Source organism: Methylomonas sp. LL1 (assembly GCF_015711015.1).
GTDB lineage: Bacteria > Pseudomonadota > Gammaproteobacteria > Methylococcales > Methylomonadaceae > Methylomonas.
In genome coordinates this window covers 284,041-309,748 of sequence record NZ_CP064653.1, presented here as the reverse complement: position 1 = coordinate 309,748, position 25,708 = coordinate 284,041, and the positions used below count along the sequence as shown (strand labels likewise).

General features: G+C 53.8%; 29 protein-coding genes. 3 read left to right on the top strand and 26 right to left on the bottom strand.

The genetic code is table 11. The annotated features are described in order from the left end of the window. Window positions 1-55: 55 nt before the first annotated feature. The 17 genes from IVG45_RS01925 to serA all read right to left on the bottom strand — a co-directional run bounded on the left by IVG45_RS01925 (window position 56) and on the right by serA (window position 14,027). Window positions 56-784, bottom strand: a complete 729-nt coding sequence (locus IVG45_RS01925) for an MBL fold metallo-hydrolase (protein ID WP_196436215.1) — start codon at window positions 782-784, stop codon at window positions 56-58. Between the two features lie 42 nt (window positions 785-826). Then, on the bottom strand, window positions 827-1,441 hold the full coding sequence (locus tag IVG45_RS01920) for a chemotaxis protein (RefSeq protein WP_196437895.1): 615 nt from the start codon (window positions 1,439-1,441) through the stop codon (window positions 827-829). Between the two features lie 104 nt (window positions 1,442-1,545). Next, window positions 1,546-2,229, bottom strand: a complete 684-nt coding sequence (queC, locus tag IVG45_RS01915; RefSeq protein WP_230874719.1) for a 7-cyano-7-deazaguanine synthase QueC — start codon at window positions 2,227-2,229, stop codon at window positions 1,546-1,548. Window positions 2,230-2,239: 10 nt separating this feature from the next. Further along, on the bottom strand, window positions 2,240-2,884 hold the full coding sequence (queE, locus tag IVG45_RS01910; RefSeq protein ID WP_196436213.1) for a 7-carboxy-7-deazaguanine synthase QueE: 645 nt from the start codon (window positions 2,882-2,884) through the stop codon (window positions 2,240-2,242). Window positions 2,885-2,892: 8 nt separating this feature from the next. Beyond that, complete coding sequence (ybgF, locus tag IVG45_RS01905; protein ID WP_196436212.1) at window positions 2,893-3,783, bottom strand: tol-pal system protein YbgF; 891 nt, start codon at window positions 3,781-3,783, stop codon at window positions 2,893-2,895. Beyond that, the gene (gene pal / locus IVG45_RS01900) at window positions 3,780-4,358 is read right to left on the bottom strand and encodes a peptidoglycan-associated lipoprotein Pal (protein ID WP_196436211.1); all 579 of its coding nucleotides are present in this window, start codon (window positions 4,356-4,358) and stop codon (window positions 3,780-3,782) included. The genes ybgF and pal overlap by 4 nt, the downstream gene beginning before the upstream one ends. Window positions 4,359-4,410: 52 nt before the next feature. Next, window positions 4,411-5,703, bottom strand: coding sequence for a Tol-Pal system beta propeller repeat protein TolB (tolB, locus tag IVG45_RS01895; RefSeq protein ID WP_196437894.1), 1,293 nt, complete (start codon window positions 5,701-5,703; stop codon window positions 4,411-4,413). A gap of 14 nt (window positions 5,704-5,717) precedes the next feature. Continuing rightward, window positions 5,718-7,262 (bottom strand): cell envelope integrity protein TolA, encoded by a 1,545-nt coding sequence (tolA, locus tag IVG45_RS01890; protein WP_196436210.1) that lies wholly within the window; start codon window positions 7,260-7,262, stop codon window positions 5,718-5,720. A 9-nt stretch (window positions 7,263-7,271) separates the two neighbouring features. Beyond that, window positions 7,272-7,733: a protein TolR gene (tolR, locus tag IVG45_RS01885; protein WP_196436209.1), complete on the bottom strand. Its 462-nt coding sequence runs from the start codon at window positions 7,731-7,733 to the stop codon at window positions 7,272-7,274. Further along, complete coding sequence (tolQ, locus tag IVG45_RS01880) at window positions 7,730-8,407, bottom strand: protein TolQ (protein WP_196436208.1); 678 nt, start codon at window positions 8,405-8,407, stop codon at window positions 7,730-7,732. Before tolQ ends, tolR begins: the two co-directional genes overlap by 4 nt. Next, window positions 8,408-8,803 (bottom strand): tol-pal system-associated acyl-CoA thioesterase, encoded by a 396-nt coding sequence (ybgC, locus tag IVG45_RS01875; protein ID WP_196436207.1) that lies wholly within the window; start codon window positions 8,801-8,803, stop codon window positions 8,408-8,410. Between the two features lie 18 nt (window positions 8,804-8,821). Continuing rightward, a complete protein-coding gene (gene ruvB / locus IVG45_RS01870) occupies window positions 8,822-9,856 on the bottom strand; it encodes a Holliday junction branch migration DNA helicase RuvB (protein ID WP_230874868.1) in 1,035 nt (344 codons plus the stop codon). After that, window positions 9,856-10,458 (bottom strand): Holliday junction branch migration protein RuvA, encoded by a 603-nt coding sequence (gene ruvA, locus IVG45_RS01865; protein WP_196436205.1) that lies wholly within the window; start codon window positions 10,456-10,458, stop codon window positions 9,856-9,858. Before ruvA ends, ruvB begins: the two co-directional genes overlap by 1 nt. After that, window positions 10,455-10,952, bottom strand: a complete 498-nt coding sequence (gene ruvC, locus IVG45_RS01860) for a crossover junction endodeoxyribonuclease RuvC (protein ID WP_196436204.1) — start codon at window positions 10,950-10,952, stop codon at window positions 10,455-10,457. Before ruvC ends, ruvA begins: the two co-directional genes overlap by 4 nt. Window positions 10,953-10,982: 30 nt before the next feature. After that, window positions 10,983-11,738 (bottom strand): YebC/PmpR family DNA-binding transcriptional regulator, encoded by a 756-nt coding sequence (locus IVG45_RS01855; protein WP_196436203.1) that lies wholly within the window; start codon window positions 11,736-11,738, stop codon window positions 10,983-10,985. A gap of 67 nt (window positions 11,739-11,805) precedes the next feature. After that, window positions 11,806-12,447: an HAD-IB family phosphatase gene (locus tag IVG45_RS01850; RefSeq protein ID WP_196436202.1), complete on the bottom strand. Its 642-nt coding sequence runs from the start codon at window positions 12,445-12,447 to the stop codon at window positions 11,806-11,808. Beyond that, window positions 12,444-14,027: a phosphoglycerate dehydrogenase gene (gene serA, locus IVG45_RS01845; RefSeq protein WP_196436201.1), complete on the bottom strand. Its 1,584-nt coding sequence runs from the start codon at window positions 14,025-14,027 to the stop codon at window positions 12,444-12,446. Before serA ends, IVG45_RS01850 begins: the two co-directional genes overlap by 4 nt. A 101-nt stretch (window positions 14,028-14,128) precedes the next feature. Between serA and IVG45_RS01840 the strand changes: the two genes are divergently transcribed. The 3 genes from IVG45_RS01840 (at window position 14,129) to IVG45_RS01830 (ending at window position 16,105) form a co-directional block, all read left to right on the top strand. After that, window positions 14,129-14,641, top strand: coding sequence for a peroxiredoxin family protein (locus IVG45_RS01840; protein ID WP_196436200.1), 513 nt, complete (start codon window positions 14,129-14,131; stop codon window positions 14,639-14,641). Window positions 14,642-14,881: 240 nt separating this feature from the next. Continuing rightward, on the top strand, window positions 14,882-15,595 hold the full coding sequence (locus IVG45_RS01835; RefSeq protein ID WP_196436199.1) for a DUF5765 domain-containing protein: 714 nt from the start codon (window positions 14,882-14,884) through the stop codon (window positions 15,593-15,595). A gap of 9 nt (window positions 15,596-15,604) precedes the next feature. Then, the gene (locus IVG45_RS01830; protein WP_196436198.1) at window positions 15,605-16,105 is read left to right on the top strand and encodes a glutathione peroxidase; all 501 of its coding nucleotides are present in this window, start codon (window positions 15,605-15,607) and stop codon (window positions 16,103-16,105) included. A gap of 77 nt (window positions 16,106-16,182) precedes the next feature. On the opposite strand, the gene IVG45_RS01825 is transcribed toward IVG45_RS01830, so the two are convergent. The 9 genes from IVG45_RS01825 to nifU form a co-directional block, all read right to left on the bottom strand. Then, window positions 16,183-17,166, bottom strand: a complete 984-nt coding sequence (locus IVG45_RS01825) for a stage II sporulation protein M (protein ID WP_196436197.1) — start codon at window positions 17,164-17,166, stop codon at window positions 16,183-16,185. A gap of 6 nt (window positions 17,167-17,172) precedes the next feature. Further along, window positions 17,173-17,940, bottom strand: a complete 768-nt coding sequence (locus IVG45_RS01820) for an RDD family protein (protein WP_196436196.1) — start codon at window positions 17,938-17,940, stop codon at window positions 17,173-17,175. Between the two features lie 38 nt (window positions 17,941-17,978). After that, complete coding sequence (locus IVG45_RS01815; protein WP_196436195.1) at window positions 17,979-19,277, bottom strand: DUF58 domain-containing protein; 1,299 nt, start codon at window positions 19,275-19,277, stop codon at window positions 17,979-17,981. After that, on the bottom strand, window positions 19,277-20,176 hold the full coding sequence (locus IVG45_RS01810) for an AAA family ATPase (protein WP_196436194.1): 900 nt from the start codon (window positions 20,174-20,176) through the stop codon (window positions 19,277-19,279). Before IVG45_RS01810 ends, IVG45_RS01815 begins: the two co-directional genes overlap by 1 nt. Before the next feature lie 65 nt (window positions 20,177-20,241). Beyond that, window positions 20,242-21,534: a DUF4350 domain-containing protein gene (locus tag IVG45_RS01805; protein WP_196436193.1), complete on the bottom strand. Its 1,293-nt coding sequence runs from the start codon at window positions 21,532-21,534 to the stop codon at window positions 20,242-20,244. Further along, entirely contained in the window at window positions 21,531-22,424 is an 894-nt protein-coding gene (locus IVG45_RS01800) for a DUF4129 domain-containing protein (RefSeq protein WP_196436192.1), read from the bottom strand. The genes IVG45_RS01805 and IVG45_RS01800 overlap by 4 nt, the downstream gene beginning before the upstream one ends. Beyond that, window positions 22,424-23,185, bottom strand: a complete 762-nt coding sequence (locus tag IVG45_RS01795) for a YciC family protein (protein WP_196436191.1) — start codon at window positions 23,183-23,185, stop codon at window positions 22,424-22,426. The genes IVG45_RS01800 and IVG45_RS01795 overlap by 1 nt, the downstream gene beginning before the upstream one ends. 387 nt (window positions 23,186-23,572) lie before the next feature. Then, window positions 23,573-24,787: a cysteine desulfurase NifS gene (gene nifS / locus IVG45_RS01790; RefSeq protein ID WP_196436190.1), complete on the bottom strand. Its 1,215-nt coding sequence runs from the start codon at window positions 24,785-24,787 to the stop codon at window positions 23,573-23,575. Beyond that, window positions 24,780-25,697, bottom strand: a complete 918-nt coding sequence (gene nifU, locus IVG45_RS01785; protein WP_196436189.1) for a Fe-S cluster assembly protein NifU — start codon at window positions 25,695-25,697, stop codon at window positions 24,780-24,782. Before nifU ends, nifS begins: the two co-directional genes overlap by 8 nt. Window positions 25,698-25,708 lie beyond the last annotated feature (11 nt).

Below are 25,708 nucleotides of genomic sequence, written 5' to 3'. Positions count from 1 at the left end.
CGACGGGGGCTTAAAACGGCGGAATTATAAACGGTATTCATGGCAAATGTTTGTTTTATACGGCAATCCCGACTTGCAAAGCCTCAAACCAATCCAGAAAGCGTTTGACATCGTTGCCCTTGAACATTCGGCCATGCTGCGGCGCCAGTATCTCGATGTCCAAGTTTCTGACTCGATCGATCCAGACCCGTTTAGCCTGGTTGGACGGCATCCAGCGTTGGTGGAAATAGCGCATTTTCTCGACATGGGCATCGAAATTATCCACGAACACCGGCGCATCCGGCGCTTCCAGCGCCGCTCCGATATCGCCGGAAAACAATATTTTGGCTTGCGGATCGTACAGATTAAAGTTGGCCGAGGAGTGTAAATAATGCGCCGGAATGATCTGCAGTTCGGTCGCCCCCAAATTAATCACGCCGCCATTATCGGGAATCGGAACATACTGAATGCTTTCGCAACCGAAATGGCGTAAAAACCCCTCCCATAATCCGGCCGCATGTAGTCTGGCGTGCGGCAGGGCCTGATCCCATAAACCCAGTGAGGAAATAATGTCGGGGTCCTGATGCGAAGCGAACAAATCGGTAATTTCATCGACCGGTGCGTGATGCAACACGGCGGCCAACATCGGTGCAAACAATTCAATCCCGCCGGGATCGATCAATAAGCAGCGATTGGCGGTGCGGACCACATATTGATTGGTATCGATGATTTTGTCGGGCTTATACGGGTCACGGCCATACATGATCCATTGATAAGCTCCCTCGTAAATTTTGGTCATTTTCATGGATGACGCTACCTCATGGTTATAGTTGGATTTTGGCGCATATCATTCTTCGGTATTGATGACACTCAATGCACTGCGGCACTTATGCACTTTGTCATGAATAATCTGAGCCGCGTGATCCACGCTTTCCGCGACCGCTTGTAGACTCTGTAAATATTCACCCGCCTGCGAGGCTTCTATGCGGGAATTAGCCGCAATCACTCGCGCGGCCCGGGCCGGATGCATCACATCGGCCAACTGGGCCAATAATTCCGCAACATGGCTGGCAAATTGCCGCCGGCAATCGGCGCGCCGCTGCCTGACTTGTTGTAATGCATGGATTAATGAATCGGCATGGGCCGCCGCCGAGGCATTGACCGCGACTTGTTCAAAGCGCTTGCAGGCTTCCGATATTCGGTGTTCCTTGACGGTCAAGCGATAGAGTTTCAGCGCATGTTCGTTTATGGTATTGACTAACTGAATGGTTTCCTTCGCCAACTCATTGATGAAGTCGGTAATCGGTTGAAAACCCTTGGCTTTTTCGCCGGCCCGAAAGGCAATCGCCTTGGCGTTGGCAGCCGCCAGCGAGATTTCCTTGGCAACATCCATCACCGCGCTTAATTCGGCGGCGATCGAGGCCACCGCGACGAACTGGGATTTATTAGGGCTCATGGACATATTCATCGGCTCACGGTTGAGGTTGGATTGAAGTCAAAACGCTACAAGCATACTCGACGACACGAAGCTGTATACCTTTTCCCTGGCCAGCCGTCAAAACCCGGCTACTGATAGCGCGTGGGATCGGTTATCCCCAAAGCCATGAATCCGGCTTTACGCAAGCGGCAGGCATCGCAACCGCCACAAGCCCTGCCCTGGTGGTCGGCGGCATAACAGGATACGGTACTGGCGTAATCCACACCCAGACTCAAGCCCTGCGCTATGATTTGGGCCTTACTCATTGCAATCAGCGGTGTGTGTATCCGGATTTGGTGGCCTTCGACACCTGCCTTGGTGGCCAGATTAGCCATGTCCTGAAACGCCTGGATAAACTCGGGCCGGCAATCGGGATAACCGGAAAAATCGACCGCATTGACGCCGATGAAGACATCGCGCACATTCAACACTTCCGCCCAACCCAAGGCAAATGACAAGAAAATGGTATTGCGGGCCGGCACATAGGTTACCGGGATTCCTTCTTGCGGCGACTGGGGAACGGCAATATGTTCGTCGGTCAGCGCCGAACCACCAATACTATCCAATCCCAAGTGAATGACCTTATGTACAAGCACCTCATAATGTTGGGCGATTGCCTTGGCGGCCGCCAGTTCGGCATTATGCCGCTGACCGTAATCGAAACTCAATGCATAACAAGCATATCCCTGCTGTTGGGCATGCGCCAATACGGTAATCGAGTCCAATCCGCCGGATAATAAAATGATGGCTTTTTTTTGTTCGCCGTGATTCATGCCCTTAAGGTTATTTTCCTCGCGCATCGTCCCAAAGATATTTGTGCAATTGAATTTGAAAGCGGACCGGCAATTGATCCGCCAGAATTTTATCGGCCAGTTGGGTAGCCGAAATAGCGCCCATCACCGGAGAAAACAAGGTCTGGCAGCGCTCCGCCAGCCGGTGTTCGATCAGCTGTTGTTTGGCCCAAAGGTAATCGGCATCGTCGGCAATCACGAACTTGACTTGGTCCCGCGCGGTCAGATGCTCGATATTGGCATGGAGATTCCGCTGCATCTCGCCAGAAGCCGGTGTTTTTAAATCCATGACTTTGACCACTCGAGGATCGACGCCGGACACATCCAGCGCCCCGCTGGTTTCCAGCGATACCTGATAACCGGCATCCAACAACGCTATCATCAGCGTATTGCAACCCGGTTGAGCCAAGGGCTCGCCACCGGTCACCGTCACATATCTGGTATTGAAACCTTCGACTTTGTCAAGTATTTGCCGCAGTGTAAGCTTTTCGCCGCCGGTAAAGGCATAGGCGGTATCGCAATAAACACAGCGCAAAGGGCAACCGGTCAGGCGAATAAATACGGTAGGTAGACCTACCGTATTGGTTTCACCTTGTAATGAATAAAATATTTCGCTAATACGCAGTGTTGAATCCATTCGCGCCATTATTGCGGCATTTGCGCCAATTTTTTTGAAGCCAAATGGGCGGCGGTAGTGCCCGGATAACTGGTGGTGACGCGGGTCAGATAATCGCGGGCCTTGGCCAGATTCTGCTGGTCGAACTCGATATATCCCAGCTTCAATATCGCATCGGGCACCTTGGAGCTATTGGGATACTGACCGATCACCTTGGTAAATGCCGCGCGGGCCTTGTCATATTCCCGATTAATCTTGTAGGCCTCGCCCAACCAATACTGAGAATTATCGCTGAACTCGCCGGCCGGATAATCGGCTTGCAGCGCTTCGAACATTTTGATGGCCTGTGCATTATGTCCATTGCGCAAGGTATCGTAAGCTTCCTGATAACGTTCTTTTTCGCTGGCCTTGGATGTGGCGGCGGGGGGCGCCACCGGCTTGCTTTCGGCCGCAACCACGGGGGCGGTCGAACCGGCAACCGGAGCCGCCGGCTGGGCCGCGGTCGCGGGAGCCGGAGATGAGGCTGGAGTTGGCGTTGAAGCCGCCGCCGGCGGCGTAATGGCTTGACCCGCATCCGTGCCCGCCGTTGCCGGCGCGGGCACCGCTTGGCCGCCGGCCTGTTGATTAGCCGGCGTCAACATCTGGATTCTTTCATCCAAATCCGAATACATGTTGCCTTGCTTACGTTGCAGATCAGCGATGGTTTGCGACTGCTCCTCCACCATGCCTCTTAATTGCTGCACTTCCGATTGCAACTGCTCAAGTCTTCCCAGTACTTCAAAAATGGCGCCATCGGATGCCGCCGAAGGCGCTCCGTAGCCGGCATTTCCCTGATATCCGGAATTATCAACCGGCAGCGCGCCGGCTTCGGTGCAAACACCGAAACCCGCGCACAGCATCAAAAGTGCGGTTTTTTTCATTGATAGCCTACTTCTACTCGACGATTCATTTGCCAAGCCGATTCGCCGCCACCGGAAACCGCCGGTTTTTCTTCGCCGTAACTAACGATTTCCAACTGGCCGGCGGTAACGCCTTGCGAACGCATCATTCTTTCCACCGACTTGGCGCGTTGTTCGCCCAAGGCGATGTTGTATTCGCTTGAACCGCGTTCATCGGCATGACCGGACAAAATCACATGTTGATTAGGATGCGATGCCAGGTATTGGGCATGGGCGGCAACCACCGGCACGAATTCCTGTTTCACTTGACTGCTATCGAGTTCGAAGTAAATAGTTTGTTTTGACAGCGGATTATTGGGATCGCTGAATTCGGGGCCTAAGTTAGCACCCGATCCCGAGCCATAACCTGAACCGGTATTGTAACCATTGCCCGAACCGATCTGACTGCCGGACATCGAGCCGTCGCTATAGCCGCTGGTGGAAGCATCGGTACCTTGCGCCGCATCGGTCAAACTGCCTTCCTCTTCTGTTGAGCTACAACCGCTGATCAAAATAGCGCTCATCGCCAATGCCAAATAGGTTTTATTCAATTTCATACATCCTCTCCAAAATTTTAAAGTTCAAACGAAAAAAATTTATCAATACGATTTAAGGTGCCCAGGCCGGTTCTCTGACACCGCCGCTTTGGAAGTCCAGTTTTTGCTGCATGGCGCCATCGGTTGAAACCACCGACAATACCGAGCGACCGCCTTTGTTGGCTGAAAACAGTATCATGCTGCCATTCGGCGCGAAGCTGGGCGACTCGTCGAGATTACCGTCGCTCAACACATTGACCGTGCGAGAGGCCATGTCCATTACCGCTATCCGGTAACTGCCGCCGTTGCCGCTAACCATTGCCAAGCTTCTACCATCGGCGGAGAACCGGCCCCTGGCATTGTAATCACCCTGAAAAGTCAATCGCGTCGCTCTACCGCCCGAACTGGGAACCGTGTACAACTGCGGCTTGCCGCCTTGATCCGAGGTAAACACGATGGTACTGCCGTCGGGCGACCATGTCGGTTCGGTATCGATAGACAAGCTTGAAGTCAACCGGGTTAAGCCCTTGTTCGCCAGATTCAGGATATAGACATCGGGACTACCGTCCTTGGACAAGGTAACCGCCAACCGGCTACCGTCCGGCGAAAAGGCCGGCGCGCCGTTGATGCCCGGATAGGAGGCAACGCTTTCGCGCTGTCCGGTCGCCAGTGTTTGCACGAAGATTTCCGAACGCTTGGTATGGAATGATACATAGGCGATTTTCGAACCGTCCGGCGACCAAGCCGGCGCCATGATGGGTTCCGGCGATTCGGCTATGGTTCTGGGGTTATAACCATCCGCATCCGCCACTTGCAACATGAATTGTTTGCCTTGACCTCTGGACGCACTGGTCACATAAGCAATGCGGGTATTGAACGCACCCTTGCGGCCGGTGAGTTTTTCATAGATCAAATCGCTGATATGGTGCGCGGCGCGGCGCAGTTCGTTACCGCCCACCGTCAATTTATATCCCATCAACAATTGGCCGTTATGCACATTGAACAAATGGAACTGGATATTGAAACTGCCGCCGTTACCAACTACCTGCCCAATCACCATATAATCCTGGCCCAAGGCCTGCCAGTCACGGAAATTGACCTTATCCGGCTCGCTGGGCTTGGTCAGCATATCGTCTTCGGACAGTGTCTTGAAAAAACCACTGCCGGCCAAATCCGAATTAACCACATCGGAAAGTTTGACATTGCCCACGGAACCTTGCTGCTCAAACGGCACGATGGCAATTGGCACTGCCGCTTGCGAGCCCTTGGTGATTTCAATGGTTAAACCATCGGCTTGCGCCACGCCTATCCATGAAGCCATTAGGCCAATGAAGAAAACTCTTGCTACTAAAATCATTCTATTGATCCGATTTGTTTTGATTATTCCGGTTTAAACACAAACGAAAAGACTCTAAATTCCTGATTGAACAGCGCCCTATCTTGCGGAACTGGCAACGGCGAGGCTTTTCTCACCGCATTTTCGGCCGAACGGTCGAAAACCGCATCACCGCTACTGCTCACCACCACCGCATCCATCACTTCGCCACTGGCCAGTAATTTTACCTGAATTGTGCATTTCAAGCCCGCCGTTGCGTTCATCGGCCTAGTCCAGGCACCTTCCACCTTGCGAGCAATAGCCTGTTTGGCCTCCTGACTGGCTTGCTTGTCGGATTCAGCCTTAGCCGCCGCAGCTGCCTGTCTTTCCTGTTCGGCCTTGGCTGCTGCGGCGGCTTCGGCAGCCTGGCGTTCTTTTTCAGCCTTTTCAGCCGCGGCAATGGCCGCTTGTCTTTCCTGTTCCGCCCTGGCTTTGGCGGCAGCCTCCGCCTTGGCTTTTGCATCGACTTCCGCCTTGGCCTTGGCGGCCGCTTCGGCGGCTTGACGTTCTTTTTCAGCCTTCTCGGCCGCCAGTTTAGCTTGGCGTTCCTTCTCGGCTTTTTCCGTGGCTAATTGCTTTTCCTTCTCCGCCTTGACCCTTGCCTCGGCTGCCTGCCTTTCCTGCTCGGCCCTGGCTTTAGCGGCGGCTTCCTGTTTATCCTTTTCAGCCTTAGCCCTAGCGGACGCTTCGTTAGCCTGACGCTCTTTTTCAGCCCTTTCAGCCGCTTGCTTGGCCTGGCGCTCCTTGCTCGACTTTTCTTCGGCTACTTGTTTTTCTTTTTCCGCCTTGGCCTTTGCATCGGCTTCGGCCACTTGACGGGCTTTCTCGGCTTTTTCAGCCGCCAAATCCGCCTGCTTTTCCGCTTCGGCTTTTGCCTTTAACTCCGCGGCTTTCTGTTCCTGCTCGGCCCTGGCTTTTTCCACGGCTAGCTGTTTATCTTTTTCCGCTTTAGCCTTGGCTTCGGCGGCTTTCCGCTCCTGCTGCTTTTGTTGCTCGAGAGCTTTTTGTTCCTTGATTTTAGCTTCCCGTTCGGCGGCCGCCTGTTTTTCCTGTTCCACCGACACCTGTTTTTCGATTTCTTTCTGTTTTTCAGCCGCTTCCTTGGCCTTTTTTTCCTCGAGCGCCTGCTTCAGCTTGGCCTCTTCCAGCTTTCGTTCCTGCTCCTGGCGCTTGGCCTCCAATTGCTCCTGCTTTTTCTGCTCCGCGAGCGCTTCCTGCCTGCGCTTTTCGGCAAGCTCCAAGGCCTTTTGCTCTTCCAACACCCGCTGTTTTTGGGCTTGCTGTAACAATTGCTCTTCGGATTTCCTGGCGTTTTCCAACTGTTCCCGATGCTGCTGCTCCGCCGCTTGCTTGTTGGCTTCGGCCTGTTTCAGGCGTTCAGCTTCGGCGTCGATTTCCGAGCCATCGATCATCGTAGCTTCGATAATCTCGGACGGCGGCGAGGTCCGGGCGGTATTATCGGTTTCGGTCAGAAAGCTGAAGCTGAATAACAGCACGATCAGGACATGCAGCGCCACCGCCAATACAAACGAGGGTTTGAAACTTTTCATGGCGATGTGTTATTTACCTTCGGGCGGCGGAGCGGTCATCAAGCCTACCTTGGGCGCTCCGGTTTTCTTCAATTCGACCATGACCTTGACGATACTGCCGTAATCGACCGCGTGATCGCCCCTGACGTAGAGTTGCGCCTTCGGATTATTTCTGAACACCGCCGCGACCCGTGTCTTGACGGTTTCGACGTCCACCGGAGTATCGGCGTCTTCGTCGCCATTGCCGATATCGACATACAAGCTGCCGTCTTGCTTGATTGATACTATCACCGGGGTCTGGTCTTGTAGATCGACCGATTCCGCTTCGGCTTCGGGCAAATCGACATCGACACCGGTCTGTACCAGCGGCGCCGTGATCATGAAAATCATCAACAACACAAAAGTAACGTCGATATAGGGCACGACATTGATTTCCGCCATCGGCCCGCGCTTTTTACGCGACCTGCGATTACCGCCACCGCTTACATTCATTTGCTGTGCGCCTGTCTTTGTAACAACACGACGAATTCGTCGATAAATAATTCATAACGTCCGGCCAACCTGTCCAGGCGCGTCGAAAAACGGTTGTAGGCAATAACCGCCGGAATCGCGGCGAATAAGCCGATCGCGGTGGCGATCAAGGCTTCGGAAATACCGGGCGCAACATTGGCCAGCGTGGCATTTTTAATTTCGCCGAGGGCGCGGAACGAATTCATGATGCCCCAGACCGTACCGAACAGACCGATGTAAGGACTGGTGGAACCGACAGTGGCCAGAAACGGCAAAGTCTCGTCCAACCGATCCAGTTCACGCATCAATTCGATACGCATGGCCCGTTGCGCGCTTTCGACTTGCACCACCGGTTCGACATCGCCTTTTTGCCGCATCCGGGCAAACTCTCGATAACCGGCCAGGAAGATTTTTTCAATACCTTCCGGATCGAAGCGGTCGCCTGACATTTTTTTATACAATTCCGCCAAACCAACCCCAGACCAGAATTCCTGTTCGAAATCATCGGTGATGGCGATGGCCTGGCTCAACTCCTTGCGTTTGCTGAAGATAAAGGTCCAGGACGCGACCGAGGCCGACAACAGGATAAACATGACAAACTGAACGACAATACTGGCTTCTTTAACCAGATGCAGTATGGATAAATCGGTATTCATTTAAGTTAATTGCTCCAAAATGGCAATAGGAATAAGTTTGGGTTTCATGCTTTTCGCATCGAGGCAGGCTATGCGTATTTTTCCGTTACATAACAGATCTTGTTGGCGGGTGATGGATTGTTCAAATGTGAGGCTGGCTTTTTTGTTTTCAATGATTTTGGCGCTAACGTCAATCTGTTCGTTGAAACGGGCCGGTTTTAAATAATCGATGCTGACCGAACGCACCACAAACAATACATTCTGTTCGGCAATCAGCCGATCTTGCTCGAAACCGAAACTGCGCAACATTTCGGTTCTGGCACGCTCAAAAAATTTAAGGTAATTGGCGTAAAACACTACACCACCGGCATCGGTGTCTTCATAATAAACCCTGACCGGCCAATTAAATTGTTTCATTCGCCTCTTAACGAATTATTAATGTTCAAAAATGTCATCGGTGCCGGGTTGCCGCCGGGGCGCTTGCAAGCCAAAATGGGTATAAGCCTTGTGCGTCGCTACCCGTCCGCGCGGTGTGCGCATGATAAAACCCTGTTGCAATAAATAGGGCTCCAACACATCCTCGACCGTTCCACGCTCTTCGCTGATCGCCGCCGCCAAGGTATCCAGACCGACCGGCCCGCCTTGAAAATGTTCGATCATCGCCATTAGCAATTTACGGTCCAGCATGTCAAAACCGTGCTGATCGATTTTCAACATTTCCAATGCTTGTTCGGCAATGGTTCGGGTGACCGTGCCATTGCCCTTGACCTCGGCAAAATCCCGCACCCGGCGCAACAAGCGGTTGGCGATACGTGGCGTCCCCCGCGATCGGCAAGCAATTTCATCCGCGCCGGCGCTATCCATACCGATACCCAGCAATTTAGCGGAGCGGCCGACGATAGTGGACAACTCCTCGACCGAATAAAACTCCAAACGCTGGACAATACCGAAGCGGTCGCGTAGCGGCGAGGTCAACAAACCGGCCCGCGTGGTGGCGCCCACCAGGGTAAACGGCGGCAAATCCAGTTTGATCGAGCGTGCCGCGGGACCTTCGCCTATTATAATATCAATCTGGTAGTCTTCCATAGCCGGATACAGCACCTCTTCCACCGCCGGGCTGAGTCTATGGATCTCGTCGATGAACAATACATCGTGCGCCTGTAAATTGGTCAACAAAGCCGCCAGATCGCCGGCTTTATCCAAAACAGGCCCGGAAGTCTGGCGAATATTGACATTCATCTCGGTGGCGACGATATTGGCCAGCGTGGTTTTACCCAGACCGGGCGGTCCGAAAATCAAGACATGGTCCAAGGCTTCGGAACGGCTAACGGCTGCCTGAATGAAGATTTCCATCTGCAGCCGCAACTCCTTCTGCCCGACATAGTCTTTCAAACGTTTGGGCCTTATCGCCCGATCCAAGCGCTCTTCGTCATTGCTGCCCTGGGCGGTTATCAACCTGTCGCTTTCTATCATTTAATCGAGCCTCTCAGCGCCAGCCGAATGATGTCTTCGCAACTCTTGTCCTCGGTGGCGATGGCTTGCACCATTTTTGCCGCATCCTGGGGTTTATAACCCAGGGCGCATAACGCAGTGACCGCTTCTTGCTTGGGACTGGCCGCCAAACTGGCGCCCAAGCCGGATTGGCCCTTGGTTTGAGGCGTATCACTTAATTCCGGTAGGCGTCCGCGCATTTCGATGATCAGGCGCTCGGCGGTCTTCTGACCAACCCCCGGCAAGCGCACCAGGGCCTTAACGTCATTGTCATGCACGCAACGGTAAAACTCCTCGACGCTTTGCCCGGATAATATGGTCAACGCCAACTTGGGGCCGACACCGTTGACCTTGATCAGGACTCTGAATAACATGCGCTCGGTTTCGCTGGCAAAACCGAACAGAATATGGGCATCTTCCCGCACCACCAGATGCGTGTGCAATTTAACTTCTTCGCCCAGGGCCGGCAGATCATAGAAAGTGGTCATCGGCGCTTCCACTTCGTAACCGACTCCATGCACGTCCAGCAGCAATTGCGGCGGTGCCTTGCCGATCAAGATCCCACGTAAAAATCCGATCATGACATCGCCTGCCTTATGCGCTGCGCGGTTTGGTGATAATGATGATGGCAAAGCCCTATCGCCAACGCATCGCTGGCATCGATCTGCATCTCGCCCTGAATACCCAGCAAAATTTTCACCATATGCTGGACTTGCTGCTTTTCGGCGCTACCCTTGCCGACCAAGGCCTGCTTGACTTGCCGGGCCGCATATTCATACACCGGCAAGTGTTGATTGAGGGTCGCGCAAATAGCCGCGCCGCGCGCTTGGCCCAGTTTCAAGGCCGAATCGGCGTTCTTGTGCATAAACACTTGCTCTATGGCCATTTGTTGGGGTTGATAGACCGCAATGATCTCGGTGACACCATCAAAAATTTGCTTGAGCCGAGCCGGAAAATCCTCGGCCTTCACCCGAATACAGCCACTGGCGACATAGCGGATACCGCGCGGCGTGGTTTCCACCACCCCGTATCCGGTAATGCGCGAACCGGGATCTATCCCGAGGATTCTAATCAATTTGTCGGAAATAATAATATTAAAGGTCGGTTAGCCCGCCCCCATGCTGTCCATGATGTCATCACTGATGTCGGCGTTGGAATAGACGTCCTGCACATCGTCCAAATCTTCCAATCGATCGATCAACTTCAGCATTTTTTCGGCCGCATCGGCATCCAGTTCGGTCTTGACGTCGGCATGCATGGTGACTTCGGCATTTTCCGGCTCAAATCCCGCAGCCAATAGCGCTTCCTTGACCGTCAAATAGTCTTCGGGTGTTGTGAAAACATCAATTGATCCGTCATCGTTGGTCACCACATCCTCGGCACCGGCTTCCATTGCCGCCTCCATCACGGAATCCTCATCGACTTCGCTGGAAAAACCGATGATGCCGGCCTTGCGGAACAGATAGGCCACCGAACCATCGGTTCCCAAATTGCCGCCGTGCTTGGAAAAGGCATGGCGCACATCGGCCACGGTACGATTGCGGTTATCGGTCAGGCAGTTCACCATCACCGCGGTACCACCGGGGCCGTAGCCTTCGTAGCGCACTTCTTCATAAACCACGCCATCGACAGCACCAATGGCCTTTTTGATGGTGTTGTCGATGGTATCGCGCTTCATGTTGGCGCCCAGCGCCTTGTCGATCGCGGTACGCAAACTGGGATTGTTAGTCGGGTCGCCACCGCCGGAACCTTTTGCCGCCACGGTAATTTCCCGAATGAGCTTGGTAAAAATCTTGCCGCGCTTGGCGTCCTGCGCGCCTTTGCGATGTTTGATATTGGCCCACTTGCTATGCCCTGCCATGGTCTCTCTCTAAAGCTTTAAAAAAATATTGAATTTTATCATCGTCTTCCCGGCTTATCGACCCCAACTACAGCACATAAGGCAATATCGCCGTCAACGAGGCCTCCGAGACAAACACATCGGCCTGCTCCTGGACCAACGGCCTAGCCACCACGCCGCCGAAACCAATCATGAAGGCGCCGGCCTGCTTGGCTTCCAGATCGGTCTTGCCGTCACCTATCATCACCAAGGACGAATGATGCATCCTAAGCCGGCGACAGATCCGGGCCTTGCCGCCACTGACCGCCAACGGCGAATGCCGTGCAAAATCCAGATAGCCGCCCTGTTCGTCAAACACTACATCCACCGCATGCACGTGATCTTCATCGATGCCCAGCAGGGCGGCCAAGGGTAGAATTGCCTGCCGTAAACCACCGCTGATGATATGAATCAGTTTGCCGTTCTCCCGCAGGGTTTTGATGGTTTCACCGACACCGTCGACGATTTCGGCGATATATAAATCCGCCAGCCAATCCATCGAAGCCTTGTCGGGCCTAATCAAATCCAGGCGATGGCCGTAGACTTGTTCCAACGCCAGTTCGCCATTCATGGCCGCATCGGTCAATGCCGCCACTTGTTCAAACAGGCCGTGGCGCCGCGCCAGTTCGTCTATGCCTTCAACCCGGCTCAAGGTGCTATCGCAATCGAAGCAGACAACATCGAAACTCATAGTACGATCTGCCTGGCGCTGTGCACGGCCGTTACATCGCAGACCGCTTTCAAAACTTGTTCATTCAATGGATCGGACACACTGATCACCATCATTGCCGATTGATTTTGGTCCGCCACGCTGACTTGCATCCGGGTGATATTGATATTGGACACACCCAAAATGGAACTGATCGCCGCGATCACGCCGGGCTTGTCGTCATGCCGGGTAATCAGCAGAGCCCCTTCCGGCACCACTTCGATCTCAAAATGATTGATGCTGACCAAGCGAGGGTGATGATGCCCCAGCAGCGTCCCCGCCAGCGACACCGATTTATCGGCGCAATGTCCGGTGATTTTGATCAAGGATTGGTAACCTTCGGATTCCTCGGATTGCGATTCGATCAGAGTAATCCCCTGGCGCTTGGCGATATTCTCGACATTGACCCGGTTGACCGGCGTGGAAAACTGGCCCGACAACAATCCGACCATGGCTTCGCTGGAAATCGGCCGGATTTTACCCAGGGCCGCCTTGCCGTAGACCGCGACTTCCAACTTTTGAATCGGCTGATCGATCAAACCTAGCAAAACTTTACCCAAGATATGCGCCAAATTCATGAAGGGCTGGGCCTGCTTCAATTCCTCCGCTGATAATCGCGGTAAATTCAACGCATTGACGGCTTCGCCGGTTTGCAGATATTTGACTACCTGCCGGGCGATTTCGACGCTGACCGCCACCTGCGCTTCCTTGGTCGATGCGCCTAGATGCGGGGTGAACACCACATTGCTCAACTCCAATAGCGGCGAATCCTTGGGCGGTTCGTGTTCGTAGACATCCAGCGCCGCTCCGGCGATTCGGCCTTCTTTCAAAGCATCGTACAGCCCGGCTTCATCCACCAGACCTCCGCGGGCACAGTTGATCAAGCGCGCCGATTTTTTCATCAGCGCGAATTGTTCGCGGCCGATGATGTTACGGGTTTTTTCCAGCAACGGACAATGCAAGGTCAGATAATCGGCCTGCTTCACCAGCGTGTCCAGATCGACCATTTCGGCGCCGTATTTTTCGAATATTTCCGGGGCCACGAAAGGATCGTGGGCAATCACCCGCATCCCCAGGCCAATGCCACGCTGAGCCACAATCCGACCGATGGTTCCGAAACCCAAAATCGCCAGGGTTTTATGGCTGATTTCAGCCCCCATCAGTTTGGAGCGTTCCCATTTGCCTTCTCGTACCGATTGGTTGGCGATAGGCAGGTTCCGACTCAAGGAAAACATGTGCGCGATCGCCAGTTCCGCCGTGGTGGTAGCGTTGGCGTCCGGGGTATTCATGACGATGATGCCCTGCTCCATCGCCACCGCCAGATCGACATTATCCACCCCGATCCCGGCCCGTCCGACCACTTTCAGATTTTTGGCGGCCTTTAATACCCGCGCCGTGACCTGGGTATCGCTACGAATCAACAAGGCATCGTAATCGGGAATGATTTCACACAAGGCCTCTTCGCTCAGACCGGTCTGGATGTGAATTTGAATGCCGTCCTGTTCATTCAAAAAGTTGATACCATCATCTGCCAGCTTGTCGGAAACCAGTATCTTTTTCATCGTCATGTCCCGAGATTATTGGATAAGATGATTATTTTAGCAGCTTTACCTTTATCGCCGTAATCGGCATCGGCCGGACTCATCCATTAACGCTTAAATTTATGCGCATCAAACCCATCGTTGTCACCTTTTTTATTCTTGGCCTGCTGAGTACGGGCATCTGGTTTTGGCAAACCCAAACAGTCGCTTCGGCGCCCGCCGTAAGTTTCCAAACCATCAAAGGCGAAAGTATCGATCTGACCGGCTTGAAAGGCAATCCTGTCATCGTCACCTTCTGGGCCACCGATTGCCCTGGCTGCATCGAGGAAATCCCGCACCTGATCAGCCTACATCAACAATACAGCCGGCGCGGAGTGAATATTATCGCGGTGGCCATGCATTACGATCCACCCAATCACGTACTGGAGATGGCGGCATCCAAGCAATTACCCTATGCCGTCGCGCTCGATCCGACGGGCATGCTGGCCCAGGCTTTCGGTAACGTGCAATTGACGCCCACCACATTTTTGATTGACGGGACCGGAGCGATTGTCATGCAAAAGATCGGCATATTCGAGTTATCCGGCATGCAACAGCGGCTTGAACAGCTGTTGGCCAATAAGGCTAAGTACTAAAAATCGATTGATATTCAGGCAAGCAGACGCGTGTTTTACCCTTCCGATGCTCGAACTTTGTTAAAATCGGCGGCCGTTCAAATCAATGATCGAGCAAATTTCGCGGATTACCCCTAACTGGGTGCCGATTTAACCGTTTGCCGTTCGGCTGATTTTAATAGAACATTTCTTCAACCCAGCAATAACGATTATTAAGAATACCCGTATCGTTTTGCTAAAAAAAATATATACGGATTGATCATGTGTTTTAGTGCAAATATGTCGTTAGGTCTTGGCGTGGCCGGACTACTGGCCTCCAGTGTGACTTTTTTAGATAAAGACGAAGCCTTTTGGGTGCGACTGGCTCGCGCCTACGCTATTTTCCATTTCTCATTAATGGAATTTATACAATATTTCGCCTATCCGGTGGCCGACCAGTGCGGTTACGGCACCAATCTGTTTCTCAGTGAATTATCGACCTACCACATCGCCTTGCAGGCCTTCGCCATCATGCCGGCGCTGGCGACTTATTCCAGCGACAAACAGGCCTTGAAAAATGCCACATTGGCCGGCACCAGCTTAAGCGCGCTGTTTCTGATCTGCACCTTTTTGCCCAAGCAATGGCAATTGTTCGGTATTAATCCCAACTTCATCGGCGACATGGTCGCCTGTTTATATATGGGGATTTATCACATCGGCTACGCCATTCCCAGTGCGTTCGGCTTGTTCGTCACCCACGGTTCGCTGTTTGCGCTGGCCCTGAGCGGCTTTGTCTGGAAAGATAACTGGAAAATTTCCTCATACCACCTATTCATGGCGTTGATGACCTTGTTCATGCCGCAGTGGTTGTTGGGCGTATCCACCGGCGAAGCGGCCGCCATCTATTGTTTTTACTCGATTCCGATTACCGCCAGTTTCATGCCCTATTTCAAAAATTTCCTTAGGGTACAAATTCAACAAACGCAAACCGCCTGAGTCATCATCATGGATAACGTCTATTCGTTCAGCGCCAACAACCTTGCCGGCCAGCCCGTTGCACTGGAAAGCTATCGCGGTAAGGTATTGCTGATCGTCAACACGGCCAGCCGCTGTGGCTTCACCCCGCAATACCGGGAATTGGAAGATTTGTATCGGGCACTGAAGGACCGAGGCTTTGCGATTTTAGGCTTTCCTTGCAACCAGTTCGGCAAGCAGGAGCCTGGAAGTAGTGGAGAAATAGCCGATTTCTGCGAGTCGAATTTTCGAATCAGTTTCCCGCTATTTGAAAAGATCGAAGTCAATGGCAGTCAAGCCCACCCGTTGTACCGGTACCTGAAATCAGCCGCGCCCGGCCTACTCGGCAGCCAAGCCATCAAATGGAATTTCACCAAATTTCTGATCGACCGCGATGGACTAGCCGTCAGGCGTTACTCGCCGATGACGAAACCCGGCGCGATCCAAGCCGATTTAGAACCCCTACTCGCGGCCGCCAGCAATTCCGATTAAACACAAACACCACGGGCTTGGGTCAATAAACTCGCTCAGCGGCGTTACCGAACCCGAAAAAGTCATCTGCGTTTTTTTTACCGGCGCGATTTCCCCGGTATGCCGAATAACATGATCAACCAGAAAATCGTCCCGCTGCAAATACCGATGATGCCGCGCTGAAGCAAATTGAACGCCTGATCGGGGGAGACAAACCCCTCTATCAAACCGGCAAAAATCAGAAACGGCGTTGCCGCCAGCAAAACTTTGCCGGCGTCGATACTGGTAGCCTGAAACGCTTGCAGCCGATTTCGAGACCCAGGACGTATCAACGCCTCGCCGAGTTGCAAGCCCATGGCGCCGGCGATGATGATCACGCTCAATTCGACCACGCCATGCGCGACTATAAAGGCAAACAGCCGTTGCTGCAGATCATATTCGGCGGTAAACGCAAATATGCCGCCCAGCATAAAACCATTCAGGCCGAGAATATACAGGGTACCGACGCCGTAAAACGCCCCTAGCGCAAAGGCAAACAAGGTCACCGCGATATTGTTCGCGGCAATACTGACCGACAGGATCGACGAAGGCATCAGGTTAAGCAAGCCGTCAGTCCACAGTTCGCCATGTTGAACCTGGCTTATCATCTCCGGCGACGCAATCAAACTGATTAATTCCGGATAGGCACGGACCAGCAACCAGCCGGCCACCATGCTCAGCATGAACAGCGCCCATGCACTGGCGATGGCATTGTTCAGTTGCCGCATCAAGCTCGGCACTTGCCAGTGGTATAAATCGATCAGCCGGGCTAACGGACGGTTGGCGGGACGATATATTTCTTCATGAGCTTTTAAACACAGGTTTTCCAGATAACGGGTAACCATGATTTCACCGTGGATTCGGCGAGACAGAGACAGATCGCTCAGCAACGCGCGATAGCCTGATAACAAATCGCGGGCATCGTCCAACTCCCGGCCACGGCCACCGCCACGCCGACCGAGTTTGTTTTCCAGGATTTCCCATTGGCTTTTCCTGGCATTTAACCAATGCGCCAGCGCTCGGTTTTGGTCGTTAGGTATCATTAGCGCTCAATGCTTGGTTAGCAAATCGTCCAAGGCCTGCTTCAGTGCTCGGTCCGGTTTTAGTTTTTCGTCGATGGGGGGAACCGTTCGACCGATACGGGTTAAAAATTGCCGCGCAAACAACGTACGCCGTTCTTGCGGCAATTCGTTCCAACGCATTAATAAATCAAGCAGCAAGGCCTGATCGTTAGCGCTTAGCCCGGAATGGATCGCTAAATCGGAAATCCCTCGCAATGAGCCGGCTTCAGCAGCCTTGTCGTAAACCAATACCAAGCCGGCCGCCAAATCACCGATACGCTGCTGCTTACTGGTCAACGCGACGGCGGCCAAGCCCAAAAAATAAAAACCCGGCAGCGAGTCTATCAGGCGAAACACATTGCGGAGTAACAGGGCGCCGATACCCGGCGTGTGTCCTTGCGAATCGACCAAGCGCACGCCGGTCATCCGCTTGCCGGGAGTGCGTCCACCCATCAAAATTTCCAGCAACGGGTGGTAAAAAAGATAGATCGATGCGGGCGGGACTAACAAGGCCAACGCAGCGGAGGCATGTCCATGTTCGAACAGGTTGCGCAGTTCTTCCCAGCTAAAAAAAGCCCAGCCAACGGAGGCCACCCAGGTGATCGCCAGTAGCAAACGAATATGCCAGTCGATCAGGAATGCATACGAACGAGCGCCCATCCCGGCAATTTCCAGCTGATACTCCATGCCTTCGGCCGATTGAATCCGTAGATAATCGGCGGCACGGCCGGCTTCTTCCAATCTGTTATCGCGCATAAAAAATCACCAATAAATCGTAAGTAAGCGGGCCGCCATTACGCGGCCCCTATCGTGTCGCGCTTATCCCGGTAATAAGCCAGAACCTGCCGATCCAAATAGCGGGCCGCCGCAGCGATAACAGCCACCCCGCCGCCTTGTAAATGCTTGCGCGTCAATTCGCGGCCATGCTGATACTCGAGAATGGCAAATTGCCGATAAGGATCTTGCCAGTGCCGGGGGCTTTGCGTTAGCTCTTGCATGAGCTCAGGTTCCTCCAGCGTGGCGACCAATACTTGATGTTTGGCGGATAGCAATTTTCCGGCCTGGATTAATTGTCTAGCGGCTTCGGGCTGTTCCAATTCCGTCAAAAACACCACCAATCCTCGCCGTTTAAGCAATTGCCGAATCTCCAGTGCCGCGTTGAGGGCATTGGCGTTTTCGTTGACCACCGCCAGGCGATGCAACAAACGCCGCACGGAGCGGACCGAGTTAATGCCGCCCGTCATCGGCGTTTTCTCGACTGTCTGTTGAGCATAAGCCAGGCAAGCAACTCTATCCCCTTGGGAAGCTGCGAATTCAGTCAATTTAGCCGCGACATTGATGTAATGATGCAGACGCTCGAGCTGCCCGCATTGCACGCGGCTGCCGTGTCCGCAATCAATCAGCACCACGATTTCCAGCTGGTGCTCGCGTTCGAAACGACGCACCATCGGCTTTCCGCGCCGGGCGGTCGCTTTCCAGTCTATATTGCGCGGGGAATCACCGGGCCGATAATCATTCAAATCCAGAAACTCGACACCGCTGCTGTGATATTGGGCGCTACCGCGGCTACCCGGCGGTTGCAAGCCGGAGATTTGGACGCTGTCGCGCATCCGGGCCGGCTCGATTCGGAAAGCGCTTTCATCCTCGATCCGCCGCGGCCACCAGCATAAACCGAATAAGCCCAGTTGCTTCAAATACAATTCGCCCAGGCTCGCGCTGCCCAAGCGGGTAGGCGTCATCGAAAACTGCCTGGTCTGGGTTTCATAGGCCTTCAGCCGCCAATGCTGTAATGAATTGTCGCCTGCGATGCCGACCGGATAATCGGTTTGGGTTTCGAAACAGACCCTGGACGCGGCCCGATTACTGACTATGACCGAATAAAGGCCGGGCTCGCCCAGCGTCAAGACGGCCGGCGGCAACCGCCTCACGCTAACGCTGTCGGTTAGTTTAAAGCGTTCCCAGGCAATCATTGCCGCCAATAGGGCGGCCGGCCAACGCCAAAAGCCTTGCAGCGGCTCGGCTGTCCAGATCCCGGCAATGGCGAGCAGAATAATCAGCCCGGCCAGCAGCAGGGTTAAACGAGAAATGGACATTAGACCGTTTCCGGCGACCTGGGAACAACAACCTGACTTTCGATTTCCCGGTAGATCTGCACGGCGGAAAAGCCTTCCAATAACGCCTCCGAAGTCAGCAATAGACGATGTCCGACCACTAGCGGCGCAGCCGCTTTTATATCGTCGGGGATCAGGTAATCACGGCCATCCAGCGCCGCTTCGACTCGAGCGCAACGCATGATGGAAAGCGCGCCGCGCGTCGACAAGCCCAAACTGACGCGCGGATGATGGCGGCTGGCTTCGGCCAGCAATATCGTGTAACGGTATAAACACTCTTCGACATGCACGGCCGCCGCCTGCTCGCGCGCCTGTTGCAACAGATTATCCGGCAGCGCCCGAATTTGCCGCAGCGCCGCTCCGTGTCCGCCGCCCGGTTTGTCGTAATGATTAAGTACAGCCAGTTCCATGTCCATTTCGGGATAAGCCAGGTCCAGGCGGACTAAAAACCGGTCCAATTGCGACTCCAGCAAGGGATAGACCCCTTCGAAATCGAACGGATTTTGGGCGGCTATCAGAAAAAAATTGTCCGCCAGCGGATAGGTTTGCCGATCCAAGGTGACCAGTTTTTCCTCCATCGCCTGCAACAATGCCGATTGGGTTTTGGGGCCGGCGCGATTGATTTCATCGACCATCACCACGTCATTGAATAACGGCCCCGGTACGAATTCGAAGCGGTTACGCTCGGCATTAAAAATATGCAGGCCGGTAATGTCCGACGGCATCAGGTCGGCGGTGCCCTGGATGCGTCCGAAACTGCCGCCCAGCATCTGCGCCAGGGCTTTTGCCAATAGGGTTTTCCCCAAACCCGGTGCCCCTTCCAGCAGCACATGCCCATCGGCGATTCGGGCGATGGCCAGTCCGTGGAGTACCTGCTCCATACCAAATACTACTTTCCCTAATTCATGGCGCAGATGAAGTTCAAAACTTCGTGCCGCATTGTGGATCATAAGGTGACTGTCCTGATGTAAGTGATAGTGTTGGATAAACGAAATAGCGAAATGCGTTGCCCGTTCAGCGCTTTTTTCAGCAACCTAAGTTGTTCGCCGGTCACCCGGCCATGCTGTGCCAGCCAATGCCAGACTTCCGCCTCATCCCGCAACCGGCGCCGATGATGAATATCCGCCAGCAGATGTTTGACCAAGGCTTCGGCCAATACGGCTTTTGTCAGCCGGCGAGCGAAGAATTCGGCCGTCACTTGAATGAAATCACGGCTGGACAATTGGATGATAGGCGGCCTGACCGGCGCCAAACGCGTGGTATAACCAATCAGATAAAGTAACCAGAATATACCCAGGCAGGCCAAGGTATTATGCAAGCGTTCGTCCTTAAAAAAATGTTCCGGATCGTAAAGTTCCGATAAACCAAAATGATAGTCGTCGAACAGCAACCGCCCATCCGGCGCCAGGGACTGGTCGAGTAGATTACCGATAAACCGCGCGTTATCGGCCCGGCCCAGCCGACTATTGCTGAATAGGTCGGGCGTCAACAGCAGCACTATCCGACCCGAACCGGCATTCAACTGCCAAGCGCTGGCGAGATTGCCCTCGGCCAGACCCAGCAAGCGCAAGGCCAAGCTGTGCTTGCCGCCGGCGCTCAATGTCCAAGGCTGTTTTAACAGATCCGCCCTAGTTTGAGTATCAAGGGTTCGAACACCCTGCAACAACGGGTGCCCGGATTGGGCAAGTAATTGATTAGGTTGCGGAACAGCTTCTTTCACGCCGGCTTGCAAGGCTTCTATCGTTCCCCGCAGGGTTTTGCCCGCCTCTACATCTGCAGCGGCAGCTTGAGACTTGTCGGTTTCAGCCTCTAGGGTCCAATCGTACCAGGATAAAAACTCCTGAATATCGCAAAAGCAATCGCCGGCCGCGACCCAAGCGGGATGCTGATAAACCGCGCCCAGAACGATCAGCGTGTTGCCTTGATCCAGCCAACTCGACAAGGCCGACCATTCCGTGCCCCTGATTTCTGTTGGCGCGGGCATGCTGACGATCAGCACATTACCCTGTTCCGGGAGACCGCGCTCAGTCCGCAGGTCGGTAAAGCGTTTGCGGAAACTGACCACCGCAAGACCTTCGCGGCCTAGCCAGCTATAAAGCCCTTTAAGTCCGTCGGGGCCGCGATCTTCGCTGGTCGGTAGCGACACCGGCTTTTGTTGGCTCCTAGGCGGCGAAAACAAAAATATCACCAGCGCCAGAGCCGCCAAGGCGGTCAGCAACGTCATAAACCGTTCTTTCATGAAACCAGTTTGTCCAATAGGGCTTGCACTTCGAGCCGATATTGGCCCAGCGCATCCGAATCAAGCGTGCGATTGCCGAACAACACCGGCTCGGCCCGGTAAACCAGATGAGCCAATTCCCGATTCGGTAGGCCCGGTTGACGGCCTAAATCCGCCAGAAGCTGGCGATGGGTCAGGCTAGGATCGAGGGGAATCAACCGGCGTTCGGCCAGTGTTTGCACCAGTTGCGCCAGCAAAGCGGCCATTTGTAGTTGGGGCGGCAAATCACCAAATGGGTGTAGCAGAGCTGGCCGGGAGGTTTGCGGCCGCGTGGCGGCCTGTAGCACCGGCCGCTGCCGGCCGTATAGGTTGCGGAAAAAACCGGCTTGATAGAACTCGCGCAGCACCAGCCAAGCGGAGGCAGCCGACAATAGCAGTATTGAACCGTAGAGCAGCATCAGCGCTGTGCGTTCGGAGGGTTTCATGCCCTTCAACCAGTGCATCAGCCATTGATATTCGGCCTCGTATTCGGCCGGTTGCAGACTATCCAGCCATTCCAGCACGGCTTGCCACCATGCCGACTCCGGGTCGCCGGTTTCGGCGGTTAAAATATCGGCCAACAGCCCCTCCAAGCCGTCTCGATCGATAAGGCCGGTTGGACGCATGTTGAGCCGGCTGTCAGCCAAAAACACCAATTGCGCAACACTAACCTCCGCTGTTAACGGCGGCTCGACACTGTTCAACAGGCCTTGATTTTTCAACTCGTCATACAGCAGCGGGCAGTCTTGCGATAAATTCAGCGCTCGATCGATCCGCTGTTCCGCCAGACTCAGGCAAGCTTGCAGGTTTTTGTCGCCAGCTTGAGCCGGCATTGCCAGACAGGCTAGCAACCATAAAACCGGAAACCGCATTAGCGGGCAAGACGCGATGCCAGATCGCTACCCGATTTACGCAATTTCAGGTCGTTGAACAACACATAGCCTAATGTGAAAAAATAGGGTGTAAAAAAAACCGACAGGACATTCATCAAAACCTGCATCAAAACCGGGTTGCCCGGTACCAGTAAGGCAAGCAGAAAACCCAAGGTAAACAGGACGGCCATCCAGATGGCCATAGGCACGGTAAATATCGCCATGGTGCGCCACCAATGCCCCCAAACCAGCGAATGGCTAGCCCTCAAGGCGGAATAGCCGCCGTAGGAATCGATCACGATAAAGTAAAGATAAAACGCCAGCGACAGCATCAAGATCAAGCCTGGTATTATCAACAAGAGGGTACCCAGCATTACCGCAAGCACGTACAGAATCAAAGCCAAAAACATGGCCGGAAATTTCCCGAAGCCTACACTGATCGCCTCCATAAAGCTGTCCTGACGGCCGTTGGCCACGTTATCCACCCGATAGATCAAGGCGGCGTAAAGCACGAAGGACAGGATAGAAAACACAGCAATGAAACCCAGCAACGGAAGATGCCCGATTGGAAATTCAGTCGCCACGTCGGTGATGGTGGCCGGATCGGGTTGCAATTGCACGGTTAGCAATGCCATCGCGATATAAAGCACGGCCAAAATTGAAAGAATGCCGATTTGCTTGTTAAAGCCGGCCGCGTACAGCTTAATACTGGTATCCAACACTTTTGCAATACTGACGGGTTCTGATGCTAGAAGTCGCATGAAACAATTCCTTATAGTTGAAGAAGGCAAGTATCGGCTCCATTATCGCCATTAAAAGTGAGGGGAGCTGTTAGGCCCTGAGTATAGCCAAATTCTTTTTTCCGGAACAAAATTGGCGAGGAATAACTGAAATTGGATGACGAGAAAGGCGAAGCCAGCCCGATTAGAAGTAGGGTTGAGAGCCTTATCCGATCGCTAATTGCGGCGCCCGGTCATGCTGGTGATTTCTTATAACAGCGGTAAGCCGGCTAAAAGCGCGAAATCAATCGAGCTACCGGATCGACTTGCACAGGCGTCCATGGGATGAAGATGGTTGCGGCGTAGCGCGACCATAGCCGCCCGTATCGGCATTTACCGAATACGGGCTTTTTCTATCGCCCTAATGTGTTAGGCGTAAGTCGGTTGAAACGCCTGTTCGGGATTGGCAACCGGGGCGTTGATACTGCTATCCCAGTAGGGTGACAACTTCCGTAAGGCGGCGGCAATATCCGGCATCACCTTCAACACTTCATCGACTTCGTGCATGCTGTTGTAACGCGAAAACGAGAAACGGATGGTGCCGTGAGCGGCGGTGTACGGAATGTCCATCGCCCGCATCACATGCGACGGTTCCAGCGAACCCGAAGTACAAGCCGATCCGCTGGAGGCCGCGATGCCGGCCTTGTTCAGCAGCATCAAAATCGCCTCGCCCTCGATGTATTCAAAAGCAATATCGGTGGTATTCGGCAAACGGTTGTTCATATCGCCGGTAATAAAACAATGCGGGATTTGCTCGACGATGCCGCGTTCCAACCGGTCGCGCATGGCCTTGACTTGGTTGTTCTCGAACTCCATGTGCTGCATCGCCAGTTCGCAGGCCACGCCCAAGCCGACGATGGACGCGGTGTTCTCGGTGCCGGCCCGGCGGCCGCGCTCCTGATGTCCGCCACGCAACAACGGCCGATAGCGGGTACCGCGGCGCAAGTACAACACGCCTATGCCTTTGGGCGCATGCAGCTTATGTCCTGACAGAGATAACATATCGATCTTGGTATCCTGCAACATCATCGGAATTTTGCCGACCGCCTGCACCGCATCGGTATGGAACATCACGCCGGCGGCATTGGCCATATCGGCCATTTGCTCGACTGGAAAAATGGTGCCGGTTTCGTTGTTGGCCCACATCACCGAGACGATGGCGACTTGATCCGACAACAGATTTTTGTAGGCCTCCAGATTCAGGCGGCCGCACTTATCCACCGGCATCCGGTGTATGGTATAGCCTTCCTTTTCCAGATAATCGCACAGGCTCAAAATCGCCGGATGCTCGACCGCCGTGGTGATGATTTCCTTGCGGTTGGGCTGGGCTTTGATCGCCGATAAAATCGCGGTCGAATCCGACTCGGTGCCGCAAGAGGTAAAGATGATCTCCGAATCGTGTTCGGCGCCCAACAATTCCTGCACCTGGCCTCTAGCCTTCTTGATCGCCTTGGCCACGCCGTCGGCGAAACGGTGGATTGAGGACGGATTGCCGAATTGTTCGGTAAAATACGGGATCATCGCATCGACCACCGCCCGGTCCACCTTGGTGGTGGCGTTGTTATCCAGATAAATATCAGGCATGACCGGCCTCCTTGATGTTCACCAATTCGCTGCTGGGCATTTGCGAAGCCGGCACCACTTTGATGAATTCGCCCAATACTTCCATCAGGCGCTGTTGAATGCCGGCGATAGTCATTGCCGCCATTTGGCAACCGTTGCAAGCGCCGGTCATGTTGACATAGGCGGTATTACCGATCACTTCCACCAACTCGACGTCACCGCCGTCGGCCATCAATTGCGGCCGCAATGCGGTCAGCACTTCCTCGATTTTCTTGATGCGTTGCAGATTGGTCAGCGGTTTTTTCTCGGCCTTGGCCTCGACTTTCTCGATCGGCGCCGCACTCGGATCGAAGCTTTCGCCGCGTTCCTTCAAGACTTTTTCCAAAATAGCTTCGATGTCTTCGTGGCAAGCCGCGCAACCACCGCCGGCCTTGGTAAAGTTGGTGACGTCCTCGACCGTGCGTAGTTTGTTGGCCCAAACCATTTCCTCGATCATCACCGCGTCGATGGCAAAACATTTGCACACCAAGGCGCCTTCTTCGTGATCGTCTTTCCATTCCTCGCCCCGATAGTTGGCGACGGCGGCTTGCAGCGCTTCGCGGCCCATGACCGAACAGTGCATTTTTTCCGGCGGCAGGCCATCCAATTCGGCGGCGATGTCCTGGTTGGTGACTTTCAAGGCGTCGTCCAGCGTCATGCCTTTGATGATTTCGGTTAATACCGATGACGATGCAATCGCCGAACCGCAACCGAAAGTTTGGAAACCGGCATCTTCGATGACTTCCGATTCTTCATTCACCTTCAGGGTCAGCCTCAGGGCGTCGCCACAACTGATGGAACCCACTTCGCCAATCGCATTGGCCCCTTCCACCGCACCGGCGTTTTTCGGGTTGAAAAAATGATCTTTAACTTTATCTGAATAATCCCACATAGCTATTTCCT